Annotated in this window: 22 protein-coding genes; 8 read left to right on the top strand and 14 right to left on the bottom strand. The window is 63.1% G+C overall.

Features of this window, described 5'->3' with window-relative positions:
- Window positions 1-216: 216 nt before the first annotated feature.
- The 3 genes from CJ179_RS13025 to CJ179_RS13015 all read left to right on the top strand — a co-directional run bounded on the left by CJ179_RS13025 (window position 217) and on the right by CJ179_RS13015 (window position 4,994).
- Entirely contained in the window at window positions 217-2,430 is a 2,214-nt protein-coding gene (locus CJ179_RS13025) for an NAD(P)-binding protein (protein ID WP_095861808.1), read from the top strand.
- A gap of 346 nt (window positions 2,431-2,776) precedes the next feature.
- Entirely contained in the window at window positions 2,777-4,228 is a 1,452-nt protein-coding gene (locus CJ179_RS13020; protein ID WP_095861807.1) for an APC family permease, read from the top strand.
- A gap of 277 nt (window positions 4,229-4,505) precedes the next feature.
- On the top strand, window positions 4,506-4,994 hold the full coding sequence (locus CJ179_RS13015) for an acetyltransferase (protein WP_095861806.1): 489 nt from the start codon (window positions 4,506-4,508) through the stop codon (window positions 4,992-4,994).
- A gap of 536 nt (window positions 4,995-5,530) precedes the next feature.
- Here the strand turns inward: CJ179_RS13015 and CJ179_RS13005 are convergent.
- The 11 genes from CJ179_RS13005 to CJ179_RS12955 all read right to left on the bottom strand — a co-directional run bounded on the left by CJ179_RS13005 (window position 5,531) and on the right by CJ179_RS12955 (window position 17,659).
- On the bottom strand, window positions 5,531-6,337 hold the full coding sequence (locus CJ179_RS13005; protein WP_095861805.1) for an SDR family oxidoreductase: 807 nt from the start codon (window positions 6,335-6,337) through the stop codon (window positions 5,531-5,533).
- On the bottom strand, window positions 6,334-7,794 hold the full coding sequence (locus CJ179_RS13000) for an APC family permease (RefSeq protein ID WP_095861804.1): 1,461 nt from the start codon (window positions 7,792-7,794) through the stop codon (window positions 6,334-6,336). Before CJ179_RS13000 ends, CJ179_RS13005 begins: the two co-directional genes overlap by 4 nt.
- Window positions 7,795-8,010: 216 nt before the next feature.
- Window positions 8,011-8,394 carry a hotdog domain-containing protein gene (locus tag CJ179_RS12995; protein WP_095861803.1) on the bottom strand — a complete coding sequence of 128 codons (384 nt, stop codon included), beginning with the start codon at window positions 8,392-8,394 and terminating at the stop codon, window positions 8,011-8,013.
- Window positions 8,395-8,541: 147 nt separating this feature from the next.
- The gene (locus tag CJ179_RS12990) at window positions 8,542-9,951 is read right to left on the bottom strand and encodes an FAD-binding oxidoreductase (RefSeq protein WP_257015467.1); all 1,410 of its coding nucleotides are present in this window, start codon (window positions 9,949-9,951) and stop codon (window positions 8,542-8,544) included.
- A gap of 1 nt (window position 9,952) precedes the next feature.
- Window positions 9,953-11,086, bottom strand: coding sequence for an XdhC/CoxI family protein (locus tag CJ179_RS12985; protein WP_095861802.1), 1,134 nt, complete (start codon window positions 11,084-11,086; stop codon window positions 9,953-9,955).
- Between the two features lie 61 nt (window positions 11,087-11,147).
- The gene (locus CJ179_RS12980) at window positions 11,148-11,984 is read right to left on the bottom strand and encodes a carbon-nitrogen family hydrolase (RefSeq protein WP_095861801.1); all 837 of its coding nucleotides are present in this window, start codon (window positions 11,982-11,984) and stop codon (window positions 11,148-11,150) included.
- Window positions 11,981-12,685 (bottom strand): SRPBCC family protein, encoded by a 705-nt coding sequence (locus CJ179_RS12975; RefSeq protein ID WP_095861800.1) that lies wholly within the window; start codon window positions 12,683-12,685, stop codon window positions 11,981-11,983. Before CJ179_RS12975 ends, CJ179_RS12980 begins: the two co-directional genes overlap by 4 nt.
- Before the next feature lie 40 nt (window positions 12,686-12,725).
- Window positions 12,726-13,919 carry an FAD binding domain-containing protein gene (locus tag CJ179_RS12970; RefSeq protein WP_095861799.1) on the bottom strand — a complete coding sequence of 398 codons (1,194 nt, stop codon included), beginning with the start codon at window positions 13,917-13,919 and terminating at the stop codon, window positions 12,726-12,728.
- 9 nt (window positions 13,920-13,928) lie between these two features.
- Window positions 13,929-14,879 carry a cyclase family protein gene (locus tag CJ179_RS12965; RefSeq protein ID WP_095861798.1) on the bottom strand — a complete coding sequence of 317 codons (951 nt, stop codon included), beginning with the start codon at window positions 14,877-14,879 and terminating at the stop codon, window positions 13,929-13,931.
- Window positions 14,880-15,185, bottom strand: a complete 306-nt coding sequence (locus tag CJ179_RS12960) for a Dabb family protein (RefSeq protein ID WP_095861797.1) — start codon at window positions 15,183-15,185, stop codon at window positions 14,880-14,882.
- 116 nt (window positions 15,186-15,301) lie between these two features.
- Entirely contained in the window at window positions 15,302-17,659 is a 2,358-nt protein-coding gene (locus CJ179_RS12955; protein ID WP_257015466.1) for a xanthine dehydrogenase family protein molybdopterin-binding subunit, read from the bottom strand.
- A gap of 149 nt (window positions 17,660-17,808) precedes the next feature.
- Between CJ179_RS12955 and CJ179_RS12950 the strand changes: the two genes are divergently transcribed.
- Entirely contained in the window at window positions 17,809-18,945 is a 1,137-nt protein-coding gene (locus CJ179_RS12950) for a S9 family peptidase (RefSeq protein WP_218834811.1), read from the top strand.
- A complete protein-coding gene (locus CJ179_RS12945; protein WP_095861795.1) occupies window positions 18,938-19,288 on the top strand; it encodes a cupin domain-containing protein in 351 nt (116 codons plus the stop codon). The genes CJ179_RS12950 and CJ179_RS12945 overlap by 8 nt, the downstream gene beginning before the upstream one ends.
- Before the next feature lie 53 nt (window positions 19,289-19,341).
- On the opposite strand, the gene CJ179_RS12940 is transcribed toward CJ179_RS12945, so the two are convergent.
- Window positions 19,342-20,571, bottom strand: coding sequence for a CdaR family transcriptional regulator (locus CJ179_RS12940; RefSeq protein WP_257015465.1), 1,230 nt, complete (start codon window positions 20,569-20,571; stop codon window positions 19,342-19,344).
- A 54-nt stretch (window positions 20,572-20,625) separates the two neighbouring features.
- Here CJ179_RS12940 and CJ179_RS12935 point away from each other — a divergent pair, with 54 nt between their 5' ends.
- The 3 genes from CJ179_RS12935 to CJ179_RS12925 all read left to right on the top strand — a co-directional run bounded on the left by CJ179_RS12935 (window position 20,626) and on the right by CJ179_RS12925 (window position 23,345).
- Window positions 20,626-21,840, top strand: a complete 1,215-nt coding sequence (locus CJ179_RS12935) for a CdaR family transcriptional regulator (protein WP_257015464.1) — start codon at window positions 20,626-20,628, stop codon at window positions 21,838-21,840.
- 123 nt (window positions 21,841-21,963) lie between these two features.
- Window positions 21,964-22,839: a xanthine dehydrogenase family protein subunit M gene (locus tag CJ179_RS12930; protein ID WP_095861792.1), complete on the top strand. Its 876-nt coding sequence runs from the start codon at window positions 21,964-21,966 to the stop codon at window positions 22,837-22,839.
- A complete protein-coding gene (locus tag CJ179_RS12925) occupies window positions 22,836-23,345 on the top strand; it encodes a (2Fe-2S)-binding protein (RefSeq protein WP_095861791.1) in 510 nt (169 codons plus the stop codon). Before CJ179_RS12930 ends, CJ179_RS12925 begins: the two co-directional genes overlap by 4 nt.
- Window positions 23,346-23,362: 17 nt before the next feature.
- On the opposite strand, the gene CJ179_RS12920 is transcribed toward CJ179_RS12925, so the two are convergent.
- On the bottom strand, window positions 23,363-24,673 hold the full coding sequence (locus tag CJ179_RS12920) for an NAD(P)/FAD-dependent oxidoreductase (RefSeq protein ID WP_095861790.1): 1,311 nt from the start codon (window positions 24,671-24,673) through the stop codon (window positions 23,363-23,365).
- Window positions 24,674-24,694: 21 nt separating this feature from the next.
- The gene (locus tag CJ179_RS12915; RefSeq protein ID WP_095861789.1) at window positions 24,695-26,164 is read right to left on the bottom strand and encodes an APC family permease; all 1,470 of its coding nucleotides are present in this window, start codon (window positions 26,162-26,164) and stop codon (window positions 24,695-24,697) included.
- Window positions 26,165-26,201: the final 37 nt, after the last annotated feature.

The raw sequence follows: 26,201 nt of genomic DNA, 5'->3' as shown, positions 1-26,201 counted from the left end.
GAACTGCCAGCACAGGCGGGGCATCGAGTCACCGTCCACCCGAATAGCCCGCAAGTCCCCCAATAGGAGGTCAGCCGCACAATTCGGCTATGCCGACATCCCTGAGCTTGGTCGAACAACCCCGTCGTGGCATTAGCCCTGGAGCACAAGTTCGACACTCAGCTTTGGTCCCCTGCGTAGACCACTACGCCTCCTCGAGCTCCTATGTTTGGTCCTATGGCTCCCGATCCACGACACGCCCCGCTCTTCGAGCCCATCCGCGTCGGCAACAAGTTGTTCCGCAACCGTTTCTACGTCGCGCCCCATTGCTCCGGTCTCGGGGTCGAGTACCCCGGCGCACAGGCCTACCTACGGGGAATGCGAGCCGAGGGAGGTTGGGCCGCGGTCAACACCGAGTACTGCGCCGTCGACGCCGAGAGCGACGATGCCCCCTGGGTGCAGGCGAGACTGATCGATCAGCGCGACCAAGCCAATCTCAGACTGATGGTCGAGCGGGTGCATCAGTTCAATGCACTCGCGGGTGTTCAGCTGGTCTACATGGGGGCCGACCACACGGGCTTCGTCACGCGACTTCCTGCTGGTGGACCATCACAGGTCACCAGCGCCATGTCCGGACATTCCTGTTACGCGCTGGACAAGCGCGACATTCGACGAATCCAGCGATCCTATGTCGATGCAGCGATCCGGGCACGTGATATCGGTTTCGATCTCGTGCAAATCGCAGCTCGCGAAGGATTCTCACTCCCCTTGCAATTTCTGTGGAAGTACTGGAACCACAGAACAGACGAATACGGTGGTTCGATCGAGAATCGCACACGATTCTGGCGTGAAACGATCGAGCAGGTGCGCGAAGCGGTCGGCGACGATTGCGCAATCGTCGCCGGATTCTGTCTCGATTCATTCAACGACGAATCCGACCGCGCATTCAAGGTAAGCGATGACGGCATTGCCGTCGTCGAACTTCTCGACGACATGGTGGACCTCTGGGACATGCAGGTGGGGCACCTCGAGGACGACGTGAGCTCCTCGCGATTCTTCGAGCCGTTCTGGCAGCGGTCATACATCGAGCAGGTAAGGCCGTACGCGAAAAAGCCAATCGCTGCCGTCGGACGATTCACGGATCCGGAACTGATGGCTAAGGCAATCAAGGATGGCGTCATCGACATCATCGGGGCCGCGCGGCCGGCGATTGCCGATCCCTTCATCCCGACAAAGATCTTCGAAGGTCGCGGTGACGATATCCGCGAATGCATCGGATGCAATATCTGCGTCTCGCGATTCAACAACGGCGGGGGCCGGATAGTCTGCACCCAGAATGCAACCGTCGGTGAGGAATACCGGCGAGGATGGCATCCCGAACGCTTCAACGAATCCGAGATGGCGGAGGAGCCGATCCTGATCATCGGCGCAGGACCGGCGGGAATGGAATGTGCCCGGGTTCTCGGTGAGCGAGGATTCGCGAACGTCCACTTGGTCGAACGCGACGACCACATCGGTGGACACGTCAACTGGATTTCTGAGCTCCCAGGACTGCGCACGTGGAGGCGCGTAGTCGAGTACCGCGAGTCCCAGCTTCGAAAGCTCGAGAACGTGGCAGTGTTGACCGGACGGAATCTGTCAGCCAACGATGTTCTCGACTACGGCGCATCAACGGTGATCGTGGCAACCGGCGCCGAGTGGGATCCACTCGGCGCGAACCTCATCACACATGCACCGATACCCGGAGCCGACGCCGACTTCGTCTATACACCTGAGCAGATCATGCTTGACGGTATCGAGGTACCCGGAGACCGTGTTCTGGTCTACGACTGCGACGGCTACTTCATGGGATCGAGCCTCGCGGAGAAACTTGCTTCCGAGGGAAAGACGGTCACACTGGTCTCGCCCAGTGACCAAATCGGCAGCTACCTGTTCTTCACCGATGAAGGTGGCCACGTCCACCACAATCTCCTGAAGTTGGACGTCGAATTGGTTCCGAGCCACGTCGTCACGTCGATCGAACGTGGACTGGTACGCGGGCACAACAGCTACCACTCGGGCAAGGTGAGCGAATGGCACGTAGACAGTATTGTCCTGGTTACGCAACGGCTCTCCCGCTCAACGCTTTATGATGAGCTGACCGTGAGTCCCGAGCTGCTCGAAGAGAACGGCATCACTCGCGTTCTGCGGATCGGTGACTGTCTCGAGCCCCGGGTGATCGCGGAATCCGTCTTTGACGGCCACCGGCTTGCACGCGAGATCGACACCAGCGACCCCGCGGTTCCCCTCCCCTTCATCCGCGAGCAACGAATACTCGGTTGGGACGCTGACGCGTACGACAGTGAACTCACGCACACATTGCCGCTCGAAGTTTCATCGCAGACCACCGCGACCGTGCAGAGCAGGCATGATCGTTGTGCCGACGCGTTCAACAGCATCAGGCACGGATAGCTGGGTAACGTCTCGCCGATGGGCTCCGTCGCCGGCGAGGCCCGCCGGGCCATCTCACACGTCGAAGACGATGAGAACACCGGAAGCTCCGCGCCGCCTGCATTTCCGGACCCTCGAGCGAGACTCTGCTGCACCGTATCTCGTCAACAACGACGAAGAGGACATCGGGGGTTCAAGGGTCCGATGGCACATCGAGGGCGGATCAAGCTTCGAAGCCAGGCATCCGACCTTGTTCATCGAGGGACAAGAACCGCGAGCGCTTTCTCAACTGATGTATATGGTGCAACGTCCCGCCGAGGCCGATAGTTGGACCACCGCACCCCAGCTACCCCGAACGGGAGATTAAATGACCGAGATGAATCCCGGAGATCACCCAGTCAATGAAGTGACAGGACTGGAAGAGGGAACCCTGAGCGGGAGAAAAGCTCTTGGGCTCGCAGTAGTTGTTTTCAGCCCGGTCTTGACTGCTGCGACTGTCGGGGCGTTCGTGATGAGCGTGTCAGGCTCGTCGGCGTGGCTCTCGGTCCTAGTCGGCGCAGTGATCATGGCGTGCGTCTCTGTGACTATCGCGCCGTTCGCATCCCGGTTCGTCGTATCCGGCGCCCTCTACTCGTACATTGGGCACGCGCTCGGCCCATTCCCGAAACTCGTCTCGGGCGCCTCGCTCGCGGTGGGCTATGTCGTCGGAATGATGGCCGCATTGGGTGCCCTCGCGTTGTACACCGGTAGCTTGCTCAGCACGTCGTTTGGAATTTCCGGCGCGAACGAACTGCCCGGACAGATCGTGATATTCGCGGTAGCTCTTCTTGGAGCGGCCGTTCTTGCCTATCGGGGACTGGACACCTCCGCGCGTCTGAGCATCGGTCTGATGGCCATCACCGCACCTGTCGTCGCGGTGATTCTGTTGGCTAACCTCTTCAGCGGCGACTTCGACTTGAAGATCCAATTCTCGTTCGACGACTTCACTTTCACCGGCTTCACGATGGGTGTGGTTCTGACCGCGACCTTCCTGGTGGGTATCGAGGCGAGCGCCGCGACCGCAGCCGAAACTGCAGATCCCAAACGAACCGTTCCGCGGGTCATCATTGCTGTTCCGCTGATCGTGGGTGGTATCGGCCTCGTTGCGACGGTTCTGTCGGTTCCGGCGCTCGCAACCGATGAGGTTCAGAGTGCCATGACGGCCGGCGAGTCGCCGATCGCCGCACTCGCCGATCATGCTGGGCTCAGTTTCCTCGGGGGCATCGCTGACCTTGCGCTGGTGTTGACATGTTTGGCTGTCCTCATCGGATTCATGAACTACGCGCCACGTGTGCTCGCGACTATGGCAACCGACGGGCTTCTTCCCAGCACCCTCGGCAAGGTGAGTCCGCGCACGCACACCCCCGTGACAGCGATCGTCGCCATCGCGGTCTTGACCTTCCTCTTCCCCACGATCCTGGCAGCTGTCACCGGTGGGAGCACACTCCAGATCTACACCGCGGTAGCCACGCTCTTCCCCTACATGTGGGTCCTTCCGTACATCTTGATCGCTGTCGGCGGCGCAATATTCCTGGCGAGGACAAAGGAATTGACCGTCGGAGTCATGTTTTCAGCGGCAGTCGGAGCTGCTGGTTTTACCTGGGTGTACGTGAACGCGATCGTCCATCCACAGCCGGGAGTGGCGATCTACATGACGTGGGCGGCTCCGATCTCGATCCTCATTGTGCTCGCGGGGATGGTCGTGTTCCGTTGGGCACGGACGGGGCGAAAGAGTAGTGGATCCGCGCGGCACGGCGCCGGCTTCGAGCGGGCAAGCTGAGTGCGGTAGTACAGAGGAAGCGACAATTCTGTTGCCGTGGTTCAGTGCCGGACGGATCAAGCAGGTCTTTGCGATCGTTCCACGCCCGGCAACAGAGCACCGTCGGCATTGCCGTCATCACTAGGACTTGGTGCGGGTCGACGAGGAAGCGTCGACCCGCACCATTGCTCGCGTGGCTTCATGGGCTTCCCGACCGGTCGGTCGCCCCCTCTGAGCCTCGTTCAATCCAGACAAAATCGGTTGACGACCGGCTTTCAACCGTCGGTAGTGTGCACTCATGAGCACATCTCAAAGATTCGTTCTCCGCCCGTGCGAGGGCGAGGCGGAGTGGCCGGCACTCGTACGCATCTGGCGAAGCGCCGTTGAGGCAACCCACGACTTTCTCACCCCGGAGGATGTTGCCTTCTACGAGTCACGGATGCTCAGCGACTATTTCCCCGCCGTCGAACTGACGGTCGCGGAGATCGAGGAGACGCCGGTGGCATTCTCGGGGCTGGCGGGGAACTCACTCGAGATGTTGTTCGTCGACAGTACCTACCGCGGGCATGGTGTCGGTTCGGCGCTTCTGTTGCGCGCGATCGAGTACCACCCCGATCTGCGCCTGGACGTCAACGAGCAGAACCCGCAGGCTGTCGGCTTCTACCAACACTACGGTTTCGTCGTTCTGAGTCGATCGGCGACTGATGGAGACGGGCGCCCGTTCCCGATCCTCCACATGGGGCGGTCGGCGGTCGGGGCTGCTGACACCTCGATCGGACTCAGCTAGAGCGCGTCTCCTGACCCGCGAGCTGTTTGAGCCAGATGCACACCAGTAGTCCGCCCGTGTGTGTGCATGGGTGTGCTACGCGGACAACGGCATCGCGAGGCGTTGCTCGAAGTCGTCACCCATTGTGCGCCATAACCGCTTTGCGAGTTGCCGTTTGAGGCATCGCATGGCCTCGCGTGAGGTCTTGCCCTCGGCCATCTTGCGCTGGCGGTAGGGGGTCGGTACCGATCACGATCACCGTGGCGTGTCTCCGTGGTGGAACGGGCCGGCTCACGTCGCTTCGAGATGTCGTCGCCTCCCCGACTTTCCGTCACCGGGCTAGCGCCCGATGACCCGGATTCGGAAGAACTGCACGCACTCTGGCATCTGCGCTACCGACCTTGCCGCCGGTATCGGAAACTCAACTCGACTCGCTGCATGCGGATCGCGGGCAACCACGGTCCGCATGCAGCAATTCGGTCGGAGCGAACCGAACCTTGTTTGCGGATACAGACTCCCAGTGCCGAACCCGTCACCAGGTCGATCCGCGGCGCGACCTACCCCCAGTCCGCAGCCTCGGCGAGCGGACCCGCCAGCAGGCCGCCGTCGATGACGAAGTCCGCGCCGGTGCAGTAGCTGCTCTCATCGGAAACGAGGAAGGCCACCAGCCGCGCGACCTCTTCCGGCTCCCCGATCCTGCCCATCGGCACCGTGGCGCCCGAATGCCCCTTGTTGAGCCGGAGGCTCTCTCGCTGATCCGCGCCCTGACCGCCCATCATCGTGTCGATGAACCCGGGCAGGACGGTGTTCACCCGGATGCCACTGTCGGCGAGCTCGCTCGCGGCTTGTCGGGTGATGCCGCGCACGGCCCACTTCGCCGCGCTGTACGCCCCGAGACATGGCTGCCCCACGGCACCCGCCACGGAGGAGATGTTGACGATCGAACCACCACCGGCAGACCGCATCGAGGGTGCGACGGCGCGGATCCCCAGCCAGACGCCGATCTGGTCGATGGCGATTACCCGGTCGTGGTCGGTCATCGGTGTGGACTCGATGGTTCCATCCAGCGCGATCCCAGCGCAGGAGACCAGGGCGGTCACGTTGCCGAACCGATCGATGACCGCATCCATCAGGGACGCCCAGTCGGCTTCGCTGCTGACGTCGAGGTGCCGATAGATGAGGTTGTGACCGAGCTCCGCCTCGAGCGCCTGTCCGGCGTCGTCCTGGACGTCCCCCACCACTACATGGGCACCCCGGGCGACGAGAAGCCGAGCGGTGGCACGCCCGATCCCGTGGGCGGAGGCTCCCCCGGTCACGACTGCGACCGTGCCCTTCAGCGACCCGACGGCTGCGTCCTCAGTCACTGGTCCTCCTCGTTGTCGGCTTCGGTCGCGATTCCGGCGTACACCTGCGGCCGGTTCACCTTGATCCAGATCCCGTAGATCACGCCGATGAACGCGATGCCGACCAGAACCCAGGGCAGCGCGTCGATGAGTGGCGAGGAGACGCCGGTGAGGGTGTCGAAGTTCTTGACGATCAGCACCACCAGCAGGGCCAGGCTCACAAATGCGGCGGCCGTCGCGGCGAGGGTGCCGACCAGTCGCTCCCCACGGCGCACGAAGTAGGCACCGATGGCCGCCGAGGCTGCAAGCTGGAGCAGCACGACGCCCAAGGTGCCGAGCCCGGTCATCGCCGTGACGACATCGAGGTAGGGATCCAACCCGCCGCTCACCGCGACGATCACGGCGATCAGGTTGACCGTCGTCTGCACCAAGCTGGCACGGGACGGTGTCCCGTGGGCAGGGTGCACGGTGCCGATCCAGCGCGGAAGCAGACCCTCGCGACCGGCCACAAACAGATAGCGGTTGGACGCATTGTGGAGGGCGAGGAGCGACGCCAACAGGCTCGTCAGGTAGGTGAACTCCAAGACGGTCGTGAGCGACGAGGAGGCGAAGGCGTCGCTGAGGTTGAAGAACGTGGTCACCAACTGCTCCGACGCGACCGCCTGGACGTGGTCCGGCCCGATGGCGCCGACAGCGATCCAGGACGACAGGAAGTAGAAGACCGAGATGACGGTGACGGAGAGGTACGTCGCGCGCGGCACCGTCTTCCTGGGGTCCCGGGTCTCCTCGCCGTAGAGAGCGGCGGACTCGAAACCGATGAAGGACAGCAGGGCGAACATGAGCCCGAGGCCGAGGGAACCGGTGTTGATCACGTTGTCGGGCGTGAAGATCGACAGCGGGAACGCATCGGCGCCCTTCTCGAACACAATCGCGACGTCGAGGATGACCACCATCGCGACCTCCGCGGCCAGCAGGAACACCAGGACGCGTGCAGCGATGTCGATTTCGCGGTAGCCGAGGAACCCGACCAGGACCACCGCGACCACGGAGAGGACCGCCCAATTGACCGTCCACCCGAAGGCCGAGTCCAGAAGGACGCTTCCGAAGTAGCCGATCCCGGCCACACAGGTCAGGGCCACGGCGTTGTACGCGACGATCGCGACGAACGACGCCGCGACCGCCGGCGGCTTGCCCAGCCCGCGAGCGATGTACTGGTAGAAGCCGCCTGCGCTGCTCATCCTCCTGCTCATCGCCGCGTAGCCGACCGAGAAGAGCAGCAGTACCACGCCCGCGATGACGAACGCAGCGGGCGTGGACGCACCGCTACCGATCGCGAAGCTGAGAGGGATGATCCCGGCGATGCAGGAGATCGGAGCTGCCGCAGCCACCACCATAACGGTGATCTTGGGGGTGGTGAGTGTGCCTCGGAGATCCCCGGATGGGGTGGGCAACGTTGTTTTCGACTTCGTCGGCGTCATCTGATCACGTACTTCCGTTGTTGGGGCGCACCTCGGTGCGTGCCTCCGACGCTCTTCGGCTGTCGTGTCCCGCACCGACGACGGTCACGTTCTGTGAGCCGCGTCATGATCTTGGTCCGCCGCGCCTCGACCCGGATATACCGATCGCAACAAAGACAGACTCCCGTTTGCCCTATTCCGATAGCTCTGATCGACTGGCATCCGCGACGGATTCGATCAACGTTGGATCCCTTCGAAATCCGAGCGTAGGAAAGCGAGCTGCTCGTCGCTCAACCTCAGCCGATAGGACATACTCGTGTCCCAAAGCTCCACCGCGGTGACTGCCTCGGCGATCACTCGCTGGGTGTTGCTGTTCTGCACGATCTCGCGCAGGACGGCACCGGTGCGGCCTGCCCGAAGTACGATGAAGCGCACTCGCACGCGGCGTTCGTCGGGCTGTAGCGCTGTCCGGTAGTCGATTTCGAGTCGGGTCGGAACGAACCGTCCTGACGACGCCGGAATCCGTTGCCCGAGCCACCGTGCACGTGCCTCGTCGAGGGTTGAGATCAGGGTTCCGTTCGGGGTGTGCGGAGCCTTCTGACCGTGGAGCGATCCGGTCACGACTTCTATCGATCCGAAGGAATCAGTCGGCCGGCCTACTCCGTGAATACTGCCTCCGACCGCACCGCGCCGAAATACCTCGAGTGCCTTCACACCCATGACGTCGGGTCCAGTTTGGTGATGGCTGTGGTGACGAGGTCGACCTGCTTACCCGAAGACCTGGCGTTGTCTGCGCGGGTCAGGGCGGCGCGTACCAATTGTCCGCCGACGAATCGGATCGGTTCGGGAGGAAGCCACCCGCGCGGGAGCCGGGTCAATCCCGATCGGCTCCACTCGTCGTCGGCTCCGAGGGCCAAGCTGGGCCAGGATCTTGCCGCCCAAGCAGGCGGGGCCGACACCGTCTCCCGAGTATCCGGCGCCCACGAAAACTCGTGGTTGACCAGAAACCGGCACGAAAAAGGGCAGCGAGTTGATCGAGTATTCGACGGGGGCCCGCCAGGTAGCGGCAATCGGGACATCGGCGAGGTCGGGGAAAGTCGCGCGAAACTGGCGTTCGAGGTCACGCGGTCTCGGCGCGGCTCCGTACAGCGAGCTGGCCCCGCGATGGCCGAAGCCCAGTCCGACTCCGCCCTTCCCGAAGAGGGCGGATCCGTCGCTCGTGGTGCGCCAGTAGTTCAGCAGTCGTCGCGAGTCGGACGTGCCGACCCCATCGGTTCCGAGGGCGGCCAGTTGCCCTTCTGCGAGTGGTGCCGTGATCAGGTTGTCACTGGCGGTGAGCACTAGCCGCCGACGGATCTCGGGGATCGCACTTGCCCAGGCGTTGATGGCGAGTACCGCGGATCGGGAGGTGACCTGTCCGTCGATCGTCTCGATGGATACTTCGCCACTGCTGCCGATTCCCGTTACTGGCGTGTTCTCGAAAACCCGGACACCCATTTCTATCGCGACACGTCTCAATCCTCGTGCCAGTGCCGCGGGCTGCAGCGTCGCAGCCGTGGGATCGAGCGCGCCTCCGCGGGCTGCGTGTCCTGACAGTTCGGTTGCCGCATCTGGATCGACAAGTCGCAGCGGGTTGCCCTGGGCGTCCGCGATTGCTTGCAACGTATCGTTCCACGCGCCGTCCTGATCCTCGGTTGTGGACGTCCATAACCATCCGATGCGGCTGATCTTCGCGTCGATGTGATGTTCGGAGCAGAAGGCAACGATGTGTTCGATCGCGTCGGAGGTAGCCTGCGCGATTCGGATGGCCTCGGCTCTGCCGACGTGCGCGACGAGTGCCGGGAATTTCGGCCACAGATTCATGAGGAAACCCGCGTTCGTTCCGCTCGCGCCGCTGCCACAGACACGGGCTTCGAGAAGTACGACGTCGAGTGAGGGGTCGCGGTGTTTGAGTTCGATCGCGGTCCACAGCCCGGTGTACCCGCCGCCCACGATGCAGACGTCAGCGGTTGTCGCCGACATCAGCGGTGCACTGAGGGAAGAATCGGCGGCCAGGGTGTGTGACAGCCAGGGGGAAGCCTGGCTGGCAGAGGTCGGTAAACTGTTCAGACGCATTGGTATTTGCCCTTCAGCGAGTTTCCAAGGGAATCTAGTTCTCCATTTTTCTCGGGGATCCATCTCACATCCGAATCGGCTGTGCGGGATGAATTCTGTTGCTTGTCAGAGCTAGTCGCTTTCCAGAGCCACCACGCATCATCTGAATGAGCTCGGCCATGATCGACACCGCGGTTTCCTCCGGTGTACTCGCTCCGAGGTCGAGTCCGATAGGGCTCGCGAGCCTGCCCATCTCATCATCGGTCAGTCCTGTTTCCGTCAAACTCACAACCCGTTGCTCGTGGGTTCGGCGTGATCCCATCGCTCCGATGTATCCGGCGGGACAGTCGCGAAGTGCCCGCCGGAGAAGGGGGATGTCGAATTTCGGATCGTGCGTGAGAACGCAGAGAGCGGTGCGACCGTCGATTCGCCCTGCGCGGATCTCGCCGTCGAGATAGCGGTGCGGCCAGTCGACGACGACCTCGGCGGCGGCCGGATACCGTTCTGTCGTGGCGAACAGCGGCCGGGCATCGCAGAGAGTGACGGAATACCTTTGTAGTCGAGCTTGATCGATCAGCGAGGACGCAAACGCATTGGCACCGAACACGACCATCCGTGGTGCGGGGGCAAAGACGGAAACGAAAATCCGCACGTCGTCTGCGTCGCACGAACCGTCGACACCGAACTCGAGCGTGGAGTTGCGCCCTGATGCCAAGAGGGCGCGGGCGTCGCGGGCGACCGCATGATCGAGCTGATCCGATCCGAGGCCTCCCTCCGTCGAATCGCCGCGTACAACGAGCTTCTTCCCCACCGCATGTGCGGCAGGGTGACTGATCGTGGTTGCTACGGCCACCGGCGCTCCGGCGCAGACATCGTCGTAGAGACCCGAGAATGCCGGGAAGGTATCCTGCGAGATGGCCTCGACGAAGACTTCGATGGTTCCACCGCAGGTCAGGCCGACGGCGAAGGCCGAGTCGTCGCTGACCCCGAACTCGGCAACGCCGGAACGGCGGGTCCCTATGGCATCGATGCAATAGTCGTAGACTGCGCCATCGATGCAGCCCCCGGAGACGGAACCTACGGCCTGACCCTGCATCGTCGTGAGCATCGCACTACCGGGAAGTCTCGGTGCAGAACGAAAGGTCGATATCACGGTCGCCAGACCAACGGATTGACCAGTGCGCCACACTCGCATGATGTCGTCGAGGATGTCCCGCATTCTCGCTTCTCCTGTCTCGACGGCGTCCGGCGCCGCGGCGGCCGTGGTCGCGATGTTTCCGCTATCGCAGCCGCCGGTCGGCGAGCACCGGGAAAGTGCGCCGCAACTCTCGCAAGCTTTCCAATTCCACTGTTGCGCTGATTATTTCCGCGGAATCTCCGGCGGAGGCGACGACGGTTCCATCGGGGGCCACGATCTGGCTGCGGCCGCCGAGCGTGACATCGCCGTCGACACCCGCCAAGTTGCACTGAACGACATACGTCTGGTTCTCGATCGCACGTGCACGACCGAGTGTCGTCCAGTGTTCGACTCGTGCTCTCGGCCACGCGGCGGGAATCACAAGCACCTCGGTACCGGTCCCGACGAGTTCCCGGTAGAGCTCGGGAAAACGAAGGTCGTAACACGTCGACAACCCCACGACTGTTTCCGCTCCCGCTGCGGTGGTGATGCCCATGCTGACGGATTCGGTTCCGGCCGTGAGCAGTCGTGGCTCTCCGTCGCTGAAGCCGAAGCGGTGAATCTTCCGATACGTCGCGCGGATCTCCCCGTCCGGATCGAGGACTATCGACGTATTCCACAACCGCGCACCGGCAGTGTCGTTCTCCCGCTCGATGATCGAGCCGGCGTGGAGCCAGATGCTGTTACGTTTCGCGGCGCGTGACATCGTATCGAGGAAGGTGCCGTCGAGCGGTTCGGCACGATCGGTCCAGGCGTCGTAGTCGAACCCGCCGTGCGCCCACAGTTCCGGCAGCACCACCAGGTCTGCGCCCGCCGTATCGTCGATGAGGCCGTCGACGCGGCGGATGCGTGAGCTGTTTGGCTCGGATCGGTCGTACTCGAGCTGGATCGCGACAACGTTGAGCGAATCCCGAGCGGGGTCGGGTCGGGAGCCGATCATTTGCTCTTGTTCTTCCCCGCCGCGTAGCCGGCCGCGAACACGCTGATAATCGCAGCGATGCCGGAGATGATCGCCGGGATCCATGCCGGCTGCACGAATCCGGCGGCCGGTGTGCTTCCACCTCGTGATTCGCGTGCCAGCTTCACGAGATCGAGGGCTTCGTCCTGGTTCGCGGGTGTACTGCGACTGACTGTCCGTGGCGCGGCGCCGTTGGTGGCTGCCCCACCTGTCGTCGCGGCGGCTTCGCCGGTGGCCTCGCCGCCGACCATCAGTTCGTTCAGACGCTCCGCGAACACCCCCAGCAGCGCGGCGGCAGCATCGTTGATGACACCACGACCGAACTGTGCGATCTTCCCGGAGATGTCCATCTCTGTGTCGACGAGGACCCGCGAGCCGCCCTCGTGTGCGACGAGGCGGAGTCCGATGTTCGCGGACACGTTCCCCTGGCCGCGTGCGTCCTTACCGGTGGCCCGCAGCGTAGCGCGGTGCCCTGCCTCGTCGCGTTCGACGAATCGGGCAGCTCCCTTGTACTCCGCGGTGATGGGGCCGACCTTGATCTTGGCCTTCCCTTCGAAATCGTCACCGTCGATGGCGGTGATCGTTGCGCCCGGGAGGCATGGAGCCACACGTTCGAGATCGAGAAGAACCGGCCACGCTTCGTCGGGGGGCAGGGGGACGATGAATTCATTCGAGATTTGCATCAGACTACCTATTCGCAGTGGTACGGATAACGAATCAATCTTATGGTTGGCCTGCGGAAACAGGTTCGCCGATTTTCGGGAGCCCGAACCGGAATGCGGGCTCCCCGGGTGGAAAATCGCCACCGGTTTGAAGTCGTCCAGCCATCTGACGAACCTTCGCCAGATATGCGCGTCCGACGGCGAGCTGGGTTCGCTCCCACTCGGCGAGCGACTCGACCCGGTGTCCCGGTTTCGAGGACAGAGCGTCCGCCAAGGTCCACGCGTCGTTGGCTGCCTTGGCGGCACCTGCTGCGGCGTGCGGACGGGGAGTGATGGCGGCGTCGCCGAGCAGGGCGATCCTGCCGTACACGGTCGCGTCGACGTCCGCGTCGCTCACAATCGTCACGAACGCGTTCTCCGCCGCATGGACAAGCTCGGCAAACGGCGGTGCCAGCTCGTCGGCGCGGGTGTCGAGAGTCTTGCGCTGCCGCACACACAGCTGGTGCGCATGCACGGAGGTCGGGAGGCGGATGCCGTTGCAGTCCGTCATGAGTTCGTCGAGTTGCGCTCCGTCGGGCACATTCCAGTACCACTGGAAGTTCAGGCGCCTCCCCTCGTCGCCATCGCGGGGAGGAATCGGGTAGGCGATCAGGTGCCCGTCCGACAACAGCCCGTAGGTGAACGCATCGTCGAAGTAGCCCCAGGTCGACTGGTCGAACGCCCCGGGTGAGACGAGGCCGCGCCATGTCACGTACCCGGCGTAGTCGGATTTTCGTCCAATGAGTCGCTGCCGAATGACCGAACTTCCACCGTCAGCGGCAACGACGAAGTCTGCGCCGGCATCGGTACCGTCTGCGAAACGCAGTTCCACGTGGTCGGCGGATTGACCGATACCCACCACGGTCTTGCCCAGGTGGTATCGCTCGTTCCCGAAGACTTCATGGAGTCGGCGGTAGATCCCGTCGTAGCTGGTGAATCGCCATGCGGCGTCGATGGTCCCGAGCTCGACACCGGTATGGGCGTCGGCGTAACGCATCTTGGAGGACGGGACGCTGATGGCGTCGAGTTCGGTGTCGGTCCGCTCGACGAGATACTTGACCAGTTCGGGTTGAACAACGATGCCCGTTCCGAATCCGGACAACGGCTTCGTCGAGCGTTCGTAGACGTCGACCTCGAAGCCCGCATCCCGCAACAGCAGAGCGGTTGTCAATCCGCCGATCGAGCCGCCGACGACGGCAATACGCGAGATCTCCACCTCGACTCCTCAGTTTCGCAAGGCCATGGCGATGGGGCGCATCGGGGCGCCGCTCGCTCCACGCAATCGGATCGGCGCCGCCATCAGACAGAATTCGTCGACCCCGTCTGCGGACAGTTCCTCGAGGTTGAGCAACTCGATCATGGGCACACCGGTTTCGGCCAGGAAGTGGCAGTGTCCGGGCAACCAATTGTCCTCGTGCTCGGAGGGACCGACCTCGACGCATTCCTGGTCGGAACCGACGGCCGCGATCTTCTGATCGGTCAGCCACCGTGCCGCGTCGAGGCTGAGTCCGGGGGGATTCCCCAGCGTTTTCGATCCGTCCGGCCAGTAGCGCATACGTCCGGTGCGGACGAACGGCACGTCACCCTCGTTCAGCTGGAGGCCAGCCGCGTCGAGCGCCCGCTGCAGATCGTCGACGGTGATGGGATACGAATCCGGGAGGCATTCGACACCATGCAGTTTCGCTACGTCGATGAGGACTCCGCGGGTGATGATCGGCGGAATCTGCTCAGCACCTCCCTTGGTCCAGGACCGGCTACCCAGGTTCTCCTCGACACCGAAATTGTTGTATATCTCGCCATCGACACCGAAATGATTCAGGGCATCGATGTGCGTGCCGGTGTGGGTGTACATGAAGACCACGTCACCCGAGTAGCAGACGTGGCGGTTGACCGTGTCGCCGGCGCCGTTGAGGTTGTCGACCAGGGTTCCCTGCGGGGTGTGGCTGAGGAAGATCTGGTATCCGGGGTCACCGGCGCCCTGGAAGCTCGGCATTCCGACAAAGTAGTCAACGCTAAGGTCGTAAAGGGTGGAGGCGTCCGCCCGCGCGAGCATGTCCACCCGCACGTCCTCTTTGAGGTAGTTCAGCGCACCCAGCTGGTCGTCCGGCCCCCACGGGCTGGTGCCGACCGTAATTCCCGCCCGGGGGGAGGGTTTGGTGTCGATGTCCTGGCTCATCTACTTGCCCTCGATTTCGAAGTCGACGACCGCACGCTCCGAGAACATCGGCATCAGTGTGGCCACCACGTCGAGGTGGTAGGGATCGGTGGAGTACTTCTCCAGGTCTTCCCAGGTGGCGAAGTCGGTGATCAGGGCACCGTCCCACGGCGCTCCGTTCTCGCCCGGGTCACCCTGATGGCTACCGACACTCCAGTACTCGATGAACGAGAGCCGTTCGGGAAGGGTGTCGAGGATCTTGACGATCTCCTGCTGGGAGCTTCCCTCGGCGACGCGCCAGAGAAACACGTGACGAACCTGCGACATGGGTGTCCTTTCGTTGAGCGGTCCCGGCGAGGCTGCGCTTTCACGGCTGCCATCTGCGGGGTGTGCTCCAAGTCTCGTGGTTCGCCGTGGTGGTTCCTATTGTGTTGACACACAATTCAGTCGGCAGATTTGTTCCTCGACCGACAGCGTTCGAAGATCCGCTGCGGGGTCACCGGGATCCGATCAGTGTGGAGTCCGTCGCCGATTGCGTCATCGAGTGCTGCCGCAACTGCAGCGCCGACCGCGATGATGCCGACCTCTCCCAATCCTTTGGCTTTCAGAGGGTTATCGGGTGAAGGCGCGTCCTCGGTGACGAAGATGTCGACCTCCGGCATCTCCTGAGCGGCAGGCAGGAGATAGTCCATGAACGAGGTCGCGATGGGCGTTCCGTCTTCCTCGTACGCGAACTCCTCGTACAGCGCTCCACCAATGCCTTGGACGGCGGCGCCGATGATCTGCCCGCGCGTCGTCATCGGGTTGATCATTCGACCGGCCTCGGTGGTGGTGAAGAACCGCCGGAAAGTATGTCCGCCGGTCGCCGGATCGACCTCGATCTGGACGATGGTGACCCCGTACGGATAGTTCATCTCGTTGTTGCGATAGACCGCGTGAGCGGCAAGGCCGGGTTCGTCATCCTCGAGACGCGCCGTGTACGGGTCTCGGCGGCCCGCGATCTCGTAGAGACTGATCGATGCTTCGGACTCCGAATCGGCGATGGCACCATCGACGAGTCGGAGCCGTTCTTCGGGGACGTCCAGCATCGTGCTCGCGAGGCGTTTGGCTTTCGCGACGACGGCGAGGGCGGCTTCACGTACTGCCCCGCCGGCGAGCACAGTCGACCGGCTCGACCACGACCCGACGCCGTCCGGTACGAGGTCGGTGTCGCTGTGTACGACGTCAATTCGTTCCGGATTGATCTGCAGGTGTTCGGCGGCGATTTGTGAGAGCACAGTTTCGATACCCTGACCCACCGACGACGCGCCGGTCAGGACGCGAACGCGTCCCACTGCGCTGACTTCCACGGCACCGGTTTCGTACAGTCCCAGGCCGGCCTTGTCCATCAGGACTCCGACGCCGATGCCGACGCTCTTCCCTTCACGGCGTAGCTGCTCGGTCTCGGTCACCCAGGTGTCCCAACCAATATGGGTGAGGGCTTTTTCCAAGTGTTCGGCGGGGTCGCCGGAGACGAAGTGATACGGCTCGTGCACCATCTCGATGCCAGGATTCCACGGCAAGTCGGACGCGGTGAGGAGGTTGCGACGACGGATCTCGATGGTGCTGATTCCCACCCTCTGCGACGCGAGATCGAGTAGGCGTTCACGCGCGAACGTCGATTCATACCGTCCAGGGCCGCGATACGCCGCGACCGGTGTCTTGTTCGTCAGCACTGCGTGCAGGGTCACCGAGTACGAGGGGATTCGATATGGTCCGACGACGATGACCGAGGTGATATCGCTGACCAGCGGTTCCGCTTGGCGAAAATATGCACCGTGATTGTGGAAGATCTCATCCCGCAGTCCCAGGATGCGGCCGTCCGCATCGAGTGCGGCCTCGAGGCGGTGGACTTGTTCGCGTGCGTGAGAGGTCGCAACCATGTGCTCGGATCGGTCCTCGACCCATTTCACAGGTCTGCCGAGGTGCCGCGCCGCCCAGGCCGCTACGACATACTCCGGGAAAATGTCACCTTTGACTCCGAAGTTTCCGCCGATCTCGCTGTGTCGCATCCGCACGCTGGTGTCGGGCATACCGAGAATCCGGGCGAGAACCTTTTGGGAGTCGTGCACATGGACGATCCCCGACACGAAGAGCACGTCGCGGCCAGGGTCTGGCTGTACTACACAGTTACGGGTTTCCATCGGCACCCCGGAGTGCCTGCCAGTGCGGTACTCGTGAGAGACGATGTGTGCCGCGTTCTGGAAGGCGGCGTCGACGTCGCCATATCCCTTTTCGATCCGAACACCCTCGTTGCCGACCCCCGGGAAGAGTTCGACGTCGGTATCGAGGGCGTCCACCGGATCGAGCACCGCGGGGAGCACTTCGTAGTCAACGGTGACGAGTTCGGCAGCATCTTCGGCAACGTATGGATCGTCCGCTAACACGGCGGCTACCGGCTGGCCCACGTACAACACTCGATCTGTTGCCAGTGGAGGCTGGGTGAAGGTCTCGATTTGGGGATAGTCCTCGTGGTAGCCCAGGTCTTGCAGTGGGATCGTGCCGAGATGTGCAAGATCGTCGCCAGTGAGCACGAGCCGCACTCCAGGATGCCGCTTCGCGTCCGCCACGTCGACAGCGAGGACGCGTGCATGGGCGTAGGTCGACCGCACGATACGTAGATGCAGCTGGCGTGGGAGATCGATGTCAGCCGCGAACAACGCCTTGCCGGTGAGCAGGCGCTCGTCCTCGCGGCGCCGGATGGATTCACCGATCCAGCTCTTGTTGCGAGTTGACACCGCGGGCTCAGTTAAGTTCGTCATCACTCTTCCTTGGTCGCGCGTGAGCTTCAGTATCGCGCAGGGGTTGGGGTGTTTCGATCTACCGAAATGGACAAATCTGTGTCTCTGATCGGTCTCTCATGCACACGACTTGTGGCCGACGGACGCCGACAATTACTGATCGAGCGCTGATGCGCGAATCGACGAAATTTGATTATGAGGAGGAAATTTTGTCCTCGCAGCCTCCGGTACTTACGCCGGAACACGAGATGCTGAACTGGGGCCGTTTGATCCTGGATGGTGTTCCCTATGCCGACATCGTCGGTGCTCGCGATCGGCCATCGGACCAGGGTTGGTTCGAATATTGGATGTCGCGGGCGGACGACTACGAGAGCCTCGGAGAGGAGTGCGTACGCGCCGCGCACACCCTCTCTGCGGGCGAGCACTACTACCTCGCTGCCATCTGCGTGCAGTATGCGCAATTCTTATGGTTCGACGACAAGCGCGCACATGGTCAACGGCGGAAGGTCGAGCTCTACAGGAAAGCGGCACCGTACCTGACGCCGGCAGCCGAGCTGGTCGAGTTGTCGGTGGACGGGACGCCGATGCCGGTGTTTCTCCGCGTGCCGGAAGGCGCCGGTCCGCACCCGGTGGTGGTGTTGTTGGGCGGCCTCGAGAGCACAAAGGAGGAGAGCCGCCTGATGGAAGACCTCCTGCTCGCACGCGGAATGGCAACCGCAACGTTCGATGGGCCCGGGCAAGGGGAAATGTTCGTCCACCGAGAGCTTTCCGGCGATTTCGAACGCTACACCTCCACAGTCATCGACTATCTCGTCTCGCGGGACGACCTGCGATCCGACGCGGTCGGTGTCCTTGGGCGCAGTTTGGGCGGAAACTACGCTCTCAAGTCCGCGGCATGTGATCAGCGTGTCGCCGCATGCGTGTGCTGGGGCGGTTTCGCGGACATGGATTCGTGGGACACCGAGACACCCATGACGATGGAGAGTTGGCGCTACGTCAGCAAGGTAAAGACCCTGGACGAGGCCCAGGTGCATGTTCACCAGGCCTTGGAGACTCGGGACGTCCTCGACCGGTTGACCTGTCCGACCTACATACTTCACGGGATGCTCGACGAGATTCCTTCGAGCTTCCTCGAGACCCTGCGTGAGCACGCCGTCAACGCCCCGCTGACGATCGTGGTCGAGGACGAAGGTGACCACTGCTGTCACAATCTCGGTCCGCGCCCCCGGTTCCAGATGGCCGACTGGCTTGCCGATCATCTGGTCACTACTGACGATTCGCCGGCAAAGGAGCACACAGATGGGTGAGATCAAGGTTGTCTCAGCGGCTTCCGCTCCGTTGGAGAAATGGCAGCCGGAGGGAGTCACTATCCATCAGGGTGACCCGGACGGCCACGGCTTCACTCTGAACGAAGGCGAATCCCGGGGCGCATTCGGGACGGGCGTCTTCTCCTGCGAGCCGTCACAAACGTCGTACGAACTGACCTCGAACGAGATCATCTACGTCCTGGAAGGGTCGGTCAGCATTGCGCTCGAGGACACCGAGCCAGTCCTGATCCGCACCGGTGATCTGGCGTTCCTCCCCAAGGGACACACCTCGCACTGGACATTCCACAGCACCTTCAAAGAGGTGTGGTTCTTGGTGGACTGACGATGCGGTAGCACGGGGCCGGCTGTCCACTGGATGGTCGGCCCCGAGGCCTGTCACAGCGCCGGCGTGGGGAGTCCGGGGTTGGTCTCCGGACCGACGTCCTCACGCGGCAGGGCCGAGACGAGTCGGCCGAGCCGAAGTGCCACGGCGAACTCGCCGCGCCGGAGGCGCTCGGCGCCCAGTTTCGACTCGGCCGACCTCAGCCGGTAGGCAACCGTGCGCGGATGCACATCCAGCTTCTGCGCGGTGAGCACCGCGTTCTCGCCGTTTGTGAAGTACACCCGCAACGTTTCGATCAGAACGTTGCTCGGGTCGTCGATGTCGCCGAGGGGCTCGAGTTCTTCGTGAACGAAAGCACGGGCCGCGGCAGTGTCATGCAACGCCAGAGCCTCGAGCGAGGTGTCCTCATACCAGGTTATGGAGAGCTCGAGGGCCTTCCCGACATTGTGAGCCTCATTGGCTTGGCGGTGGCTGACCCGGAAACCCTCCAGTCCCTCGTTGACGGTTCCGAAGGCGACGTGAGCACCTTCGGCAACGGACATGTCCCCCAGTTCGTCCTTGGGCGGCCCGGATCTGCGGGGCCACGGAATCCACAGAAAGCCCATCCCGTTCGGCGTCGACGCAACAAGCGGTCTCAACGACATCTTCATGTGCTGACCGATGGTGCGCGCGACCGATTCCGGGCTCGTTCCCGACACTATCGCCGCCAAGTGCTGACCGCGCAGGGAGTAGTCGAGAACCGCTGTATCGACAGGGAGTCCGGCAAGAAGCGAGTTCAGGGTCGCCATCTTCCGGCGCTCGTGGCTCTGAAGCGCATATGCGGCGCTCTGCTGCTGAAACGCCTCGACGATCGCCGAGGAGACCGCGTCGTTCCATGCGAACTGACGCGCGCTGGCATGCCTGAGCACGGCCGCTCGCTCCTGCGTATCCGGAATACTCCGATATGCCTCGTCCAGGAGAAACGACCACGTCACCGACTGACCGATTCGGGACGCATGGAGCAGATCGTGCAATCCCACTCCCGCCTGGACTGAAACGCGGACCTCGCGGAGCGCCTCATTCGACGCCCTGGTGAGGGGGCTGTTCGGGTCGGAGATGTGGGTGAGGACATCGTTCAACGAGGCAAGGATCGTATCGGACTCAGCGGAGGACAGCTGCGGGTTGTCCGGGGCGCCTTCCGTATGTGCCTCCGCACGCAGCCTGCGACGAATCTCTTCATAGATTTCGGGGATTCTCTCGCGTGTGGCATCCGTGAGCTGCCGCAGACCCTGCTCGATGAACACCACGCCATGCTACCGGGCCAGACAGCACCGACTCGGTCATCTACAGTTTTGTTCGTGGTCGACAGGATGGCACTCGAGGGGGTAACTCACTCGCTGCGGAGCCGGATCGGGGAGCTGACGGATCTGGTTCGCCGGCGTCTGCGATCCGATGTCCCGGAGTTCACTGCGGATGTCGACCCGGCGCTTGCGGTCAGCGAGACGGAGCGAATCGCGGCCGCACTTCGATCGATCATCGATGGACTCGAGGGCGCGGCGGAGCCGAGTAGCGCTCCGTTGGACGAAGCGACGGCGGAGGCGCGTGCTGTCGCACAAGCCGGTATCGACCTGAACTTGCTCATTCGGACGTATCGGGTCGCGCAAGCGGCGATGCTGGATGTCTTGCTCTCCGAGACAACCGACCTCATCGACGATCCTCAGACTCAACTAGCGATTCAGCAACAGATCTCCCGCTTCCAGTTCGACTGGAACGACGCTGTCCTGGAAGCGGTGATCCGGGCATACCAAGACTCGCAATACTCGTTCTTCTTCCATTCCCGGGACCGTCAACTACGGACGAGCCTGCGCGAACTGATCGCGGGACGAACAGATAATCCTCCGCCACTCGATTATCCCTTCGCCGAAAACCATCTCGCCGCGGTCGTGTGGGGAGACCGCCGTGACCACTTGGTCGATCAGGTTGCGGCATTGCTCGGTTCTGCCAAGAGGGTGAATTTGGCGGGCACATCGGGCACCGTGCTGGTGTGGTACTCACTACGCAACCCCGACGAGGACGTGCATCGCCTCAAAGTCGAGCTCGATCGGCAGGAAGGGGCGTTCTACGCGTTCGGTAACCCCGGGAGTGGGATCGCGGGATTCCGTACCAGTCACCAGCAGGCCTGGCGCGCCTACCGGGTCGGCCGCTGGTCGAACACCCCGGTGACCTGGTACGCCGATATCGCCTTGGAATCGTTGTTCATGAAAGACATCCAGGCGGCCCGCGACTTCGTCACCCAGCAGCTCGGAGCGCTCGATCCGGCCGACCCTCGCACGGATGTGCTGTTCGAGACGCTTCGCGCCTACTTCGCGGCAGGGTGCAATGCGGTGCGCGCAGCGAGCGAACTGGCCGTCCACGAACGCACCGTGTCCTATCGTCTGCGTTCGGTGGAGGAGCAACTGGGAATCAGCGTTCTGGGCAAACGTGACGAACTGGTGGTCGCACTGCGCCTGCATGCTGCCCTCCGCGCCATCACCGCCGCGAACGCGCTCACCGACCTTCCTCGGAGTCCCTGAAGCGGAAGTTGTGTGAGTCTGACAATCTCCGCCACCCCAATTGTCGATCGCTGCGCAGCGCCGAGGCTCCCCGGGGAGAGATAGTGAATCAATGATTCCTCTTCACGTCGGGTCCTGTTCACGATGAAGCCCCCTCCATTCGACTACGAAGTCGCCGCGAGCATCGACGATGCCTTGACCCGACTGCGTAACGGCGGCGACGACGCCAAGCTGCTCGCCGGCGGGCAAAGCTTGATGCCACTGATGAACTACCGGCTCGCACGCCCGTCCGTCCTCATCGACATCAACCGTATCCCCCGGTTGGCCGACATCACCGTCGGAAATGACCAGATCACGCTCGGAGCGCTGGTACGCCACCACAAGCTCGAAACCTCCCCCACCATTGCCGAGCAGTTGCCTCTCCTGCGCGAGGCCGCCGGCTGGATCGCGCACCCGCAGATCCGTACCCGCGGGACCACGGGCGGTTCACTCGCTCACTCCGACGCCTCGGCGGAACTCCCTGTTGCGCTCATGGCCCTCGACGCCGAAGTACTCGTGCGATCACTTCGCGGCGAGCGGACCCTGGCGATCCAAGATCTCGTCGTCGGACATTTCGTCAGCTCACTCGCACCCGACGAGATGATCACAGAGATTCGCGTGCCACGACTGCCCGCGGGCACGGGTACGGCGTTCGCGGAATTCGCTCGCCGCCACGGTGACTACGCCATCGGCGGCGCTGCCGCGGTCCTGACCCTCGACGAGGGGGGCGTATGCACCCGCGCTCGGATCACGGTCCTCGGTGGCGGCCCCACCGCTCTCAGATGCCACGAGGCGGAGGCCCTCGTCACGGGCGAACCAGTCGAAGACCCGATCATCGCCGAAACGGCACTTGCGGCAATCACGGGGTTGACCCCGATGCCCAACCTGCACGGCGACTCCAACTACCGCCGGCAAGTCATCGCAACCATGGTTTCGCGCACCGTCACCGAGGCTGCGCGACGTGCAAGGAGTAACTCGTGAGCACACACCGCGTCACTGTCGAAGTCAATGGTGAGACGCACACCCGAGAAGTCGACGCGAGGCTTCTGTTGTCCGATTTCCTGCGTCACCAACTCGGGCTCCGCGGTACGCGGGTGGGGTGCGAGCACGGCGTGTGCGGTTCGTGTACCGTCCTGCTCTCCGGTGAGCCGGTTCGCGCCTGCCTGACTCTCGCCGTGCAGACCGACGGCGAGATCGTCGACACGGTCGAGGGACTTGCCGATGACTCCGAACACATGCATCCCCTACAGGAGTCGTTTTCGGCATGCCACGGACTCCAGTGCGGATTCTGCACCTCGGGGTTCCTGATGTCACTCAAACCGCTCTACGACAGCGGAATCGAGATGAACGCGGCGGAAATCCGCGAGGCGATCTCCGGCAACATCTGCCGATGCACCGGCTACCAGCAGATTGTCGAAGCCGTCGACCGTGCCTTGCACATACGAGACTCGACCGACACCGACATATCCGAGTCCAGCGACGGGTAGAGCGGGGTGCGGGTCGGTCATCCCTGTACCGACGCTGCGCCGGGTGACGGCGGTGGGCGTTCGGACGCGAGAACGGCCTCGACCGCACGCTCGGCTGCTTCCAGCGCGCCTTCCATATATCCCGGATAGTTCAGAGCGACATCGGATCCCGCAAAATGGATGCGCCCGTGATCCGCACCGAGGCGTTCGTGCATGATCGTCGGCTGACCGACCCGAGCATGAGTACCCGACCCTCGGTACAGCGGATCGGCTGACCAGTCGTGATGGTCCACGCCCACGATCTCCGCGTCCGGCAGAGAGGACCGCACTGCGGCGCGCACGTGCTCCAGGTTCCTCGGGTCGATGACCATGCCGTCGGCGTAGCCAGTGAGGATCCGCCCTCCGCCAGAGTCCGCACCGGTATCGAAGAGGACAGGAATTGCGTCATCACCGAAGCGGAACAGCCCGTCCGGAACGTTTCGGGCATGGATGTGGAGCCGCACGCACCGGCACCCCCGACTGTCCATCACCATGTGCGCACGACGCGTGGGAAGTGCCGGATCGAAGTCGATGCCACGCCAGCTGTTCAGCGGTGTCGCCAACACGACGTGCCGGGCGGTCATCACCTCGTCGTCACCGACGCATACGTCGACGCCATCGTGGTGTTGGTGCAGGGCGGTGATCACACCGTCGGACCGGATCTCGTCCACGTCACCGGCCAAGGAACTCACAAGGGACGACGTCCCGGTCACGATCTCCGCACAGTGCGACAGGGCGGCCCCGGACACACAGTGTTGGTGCGCCGCAATCGGCATGAGGATGCCCAATGCCGACACGGCATTCAGTTCACTGCCGACAATCGTGCGGCACCACGCCTTCACCCACGGTTTCGTTGTCGGCGTGAGATCGAGAGCGTCGAGGTATTCCTGGGCCGGGATGTCTAGATCGTCGAGGCCTTGATACTCCAGTCCTACCCCGACGGTGATGCGGCGCGCGTCCCGGAGCACGGTGCGCACAGCAGCTCTCGTTGCCGCCTTCTCGTGCTCAGGGATTGACAGCCCGTTCTGTCGATCGCTTCGGCGCAAGGCCCGGCTCAGTGCTGCCGGTCGGGTCGACAGGCCGTACCGAGCGATTTCCGCGGCCATTCGTTTGTGGTGACGTGGCGCAAAGTATGCACCCCCGACTTCGACATCTACCGCCGGATCGATCGCCGACGGTCGCCGATACAGCCGGCCGCCCAGTCGGCTGCCACCTTCGATCACCAAGACCGATCTCCCGGCGGCTCGAAGATCACGAGCCGCACGGAGCCCGGAAAGTCCCGCCCCTACGACGATGACGTCGCGTGTCATCCCGGCCTCCCTCTCGTTGAACTACGCGTCGTGCGTTTCGGGAAGATTCGCAATTTCACCGTTGGAGAACAACGGGTTTCGACGCGAAGCTATATAGAACCCGACGGTGACGGCAAAATAGATGCCGACCGCAATCCAGACCGACATCCCCAGAATGTCCGGTCTCGTGTTGGCGATCCCGGCGACCAGAATCCACACGATGATCACCGCGCCGAGCGCGATCGCCGGCAGTAGCAACCAAGGAAGGCGTCGTTCGCGGAGGACCAGCCGGGCGCCGGCCAGGCTGATCAGTAGATACGGCACCACCCAGAAGTAGGTGACCAGCGTGGTGACAACCACGTTCACTGTCAATGCCGATTCGTCGCTCGAGGCGAGGAAGGCCGACGGAAGCGCAGCCGAGACAACGGCCAAGGCGCCGATCGCGCGCGCAGGAGTCCGAAGTCGGGGATGGACGGCGGCAAGACCTCGAGGCAGAAGCCCCTCGTTGGCAATGGTCATTGCCACGCGTGGTGCGTAGTTGAAGAAGCCCACGATTGCGACGAAGAGACCGAGGGCGACAACGAGGTCGGCGACCTCCGCGAGAAAGTCGAACCCTGCCGCTCGTGCGAGTGCGGCGGGAGGAGATGCGTTGACGAGCGCCTCCGCGGGCAGGGCGTTCAGTGCCCCGTACTGAACGACCGTGGCCAGCGCGAAGATCGTGCCGAGACCGATCGGTACGGCCATGACGACCCGCGGGATGGTCTTTCGCGGTGCGCGTGTCTCGGCGGCGAGCGCGGCGCTGCTCTCGAACATGACGAGGAAGGCGGCAGCTGTCGCGACGCCCTGTGTGACTCCACCGAAGCTGGAGCCGCTGAGGGAGAGTTGCGATGTGAGGTCGATTCCGGTGTTCCTGATCGCCCCTACCACTACGACGACGGCGACCGGAACCGAGATCAGTGCGAGGCTCACACTCACGCGAACCGACGCATCCAGTCCCCGGATGGCGAACATCGCCGCGATGGCGGCGCTGATGACGTATGTGGCGATGTACACGCCGTCGCCGGCGTCTCCGACAATTCCTTCCGACACGAGGAAGCTGACGAGATAGGTTCCGGTCCCCGCGAGAAGCCCCGCAACCGCAAAGACGTATCCGACGACGACTCCAGAGGCCGTGACGATTCGCGCCCAGGGTTTGAAGCTCTCGCCTATGTACGAATACAGCGATCCGGTACCCACGGAGCGGCGGGCGAACAGCACAATCGAGATTCCGACGAGGCTGGTGCCCAGGACTGCGAGCAATACGGAGAGCCACGACCCGGACCCGGCCACCATCCAGGTGAACGCGGGGACGGTGACGATCCCGACTCCGGGGCCAAATGTCGCGACAGCTAGTCCGCCGGCCTGCAGTCCGGACAAATGCCCTTGGTCGAGGTGCCGCACTGGCGTGTCGGACGAAACAGTGGCCGGCAGAACGTCAGAGCGCGACTTGATCTGCGTTTCAGGGTTTTCCATGTGTCATCCTCAGTGGGGTCGTTGCGCTGACGTGCTC

The sequence above is a fragment of the Rhodococcus sp. ACS1 genome, from assembly GCF_002300155.1.
Classification (GTDB): Bacteria; Actinomycetota; Actinomycetes; order Mycobacteriales; family Mycobacteriaceae; genus Rhodococcus_F; species Rhodococcus_F koreensis.
Note: the sequence above shows the minus strand (reverse complement) of the source record. Positions and strands in the feature narration are given on the sequence as shown.

Excerpts from the sequence above, each read along its gene's own strand:
- CJ179_RS13015 (WP_095861806.1), top strand. The coding sequence starts at position 4,506 with ATGAGCACATCTCAAAGATTCGTTCTCCGCCCGTGCGAGGGCGAGGCG.
- CJ179_RS12945 (WP_095861795.1), top strand. The coding sequence starts at position 18,938 with ATGGGTGAGATCAAGGTTGTCTCAGCGGCTTCCGCTCCGTTGGAGAAA.
- CJ179_RS12980 (WP_095861801.1), bottom strand. The coding sequence starts at position 11,984 with ATGATCGGCTCCCGACCCGACCCCGCTCGGGATTCGCTCAACGTTGTC.
- CJ179_RS12990 (WP_257015467.1), bottom strand. The coding sequence starts at position 9,951 with ATGGATCCCCGAGAAAAATGGAGAACTAGATTCCCTTGGAAACTCGCT.
- CJ179_RS12975 (WP_095861800.1), bottom strand. The coding sequence starts at position 12,685 with ATGCAAATCTCGAATGAATTCATCGTCCCCCTGCCCCCCGACGAAGCG.
- CJ179_RS12985 (WP_095861802.1), bottom strand. The coding sequence starts at position 11,086 with ATGCGGGACATCCTCGACGACATCATGCGAGTGTGGCGCACTGGTCAA.
- CJ179_RS12960 (WP_095861797.1), bottom strand. The coding sequence starts at position 15,185 with ATGTCGCAGGTTCGTCACGTGTTTCTCTGGCGCGTCGCCGAGGGAAGC.
- CJ179_RS12955 (WP_257015466.1), bottom strand. The coding sequence starts at position 17,659 with ATGACGAACTTAACTGAGCCCGCGGTGTCAACTCGCAACAAGAGCTGG.
- CJ179_RS12950 (WP_218834811.1), top strand. The coding sequence starts at position 17,809 with ATGCGCGAATCGACGAAATTTGATTATGAGGAGGAAATTTTGTCCTCG.
- CJ179_RS13020 (WP_095861807.1), top strand. The coding sequence starts at position 2,777 with ATGACCGAGATGAATCCCGGAGATCACCCAGTCAATGAAGTGACAGGA.
- CJ179_RS12920 (WP_095861790.1), bottom strand. The coding sequence starts at position 24,673 with ATGACACGCGACGTCATCGTCGTAGGGGCGGGACTTTCCGGGCTCCGT.
- CJ179_RS12965 (WP_095861798.1), bottom strand. The coding sequence starts at position 14,879 with ATGAGCCAGGACATCGACACCAAACCCTCCCCCCGGGCGGGAATTACG.
- CJ179_RS13025 (WP_095861808.1), top strand. The coding sequence starts at position 217 with ATGGCTCCCGATCCACGACACGCCCCGCTCTTCGAGCCCATCCGCGTC.
- CJ179_RS12915 (WP_095861789.1), bottom strand. The coding sequence starts at position 26,164 with ATGGAAAACCCTGAAACGCAGATCAAGTCGCGCTCTGACGTTCTGCCG.
- CJ179_RS12930 (WP_095861792.1), top strand. The coding sequence starts at position 21,964 with ATGAAGCCCCCTCCATTCGACTACGAAGTCGCCGCGAGCATCGACGAT.
- CJ179_RS13000 (WP_095861804.1), bottom strand. The coding sequence starts at position 7,794 with ATGACGCCGACGAAGTCGAAAACAACGTTGCCCACCCCATCCGGGGAT.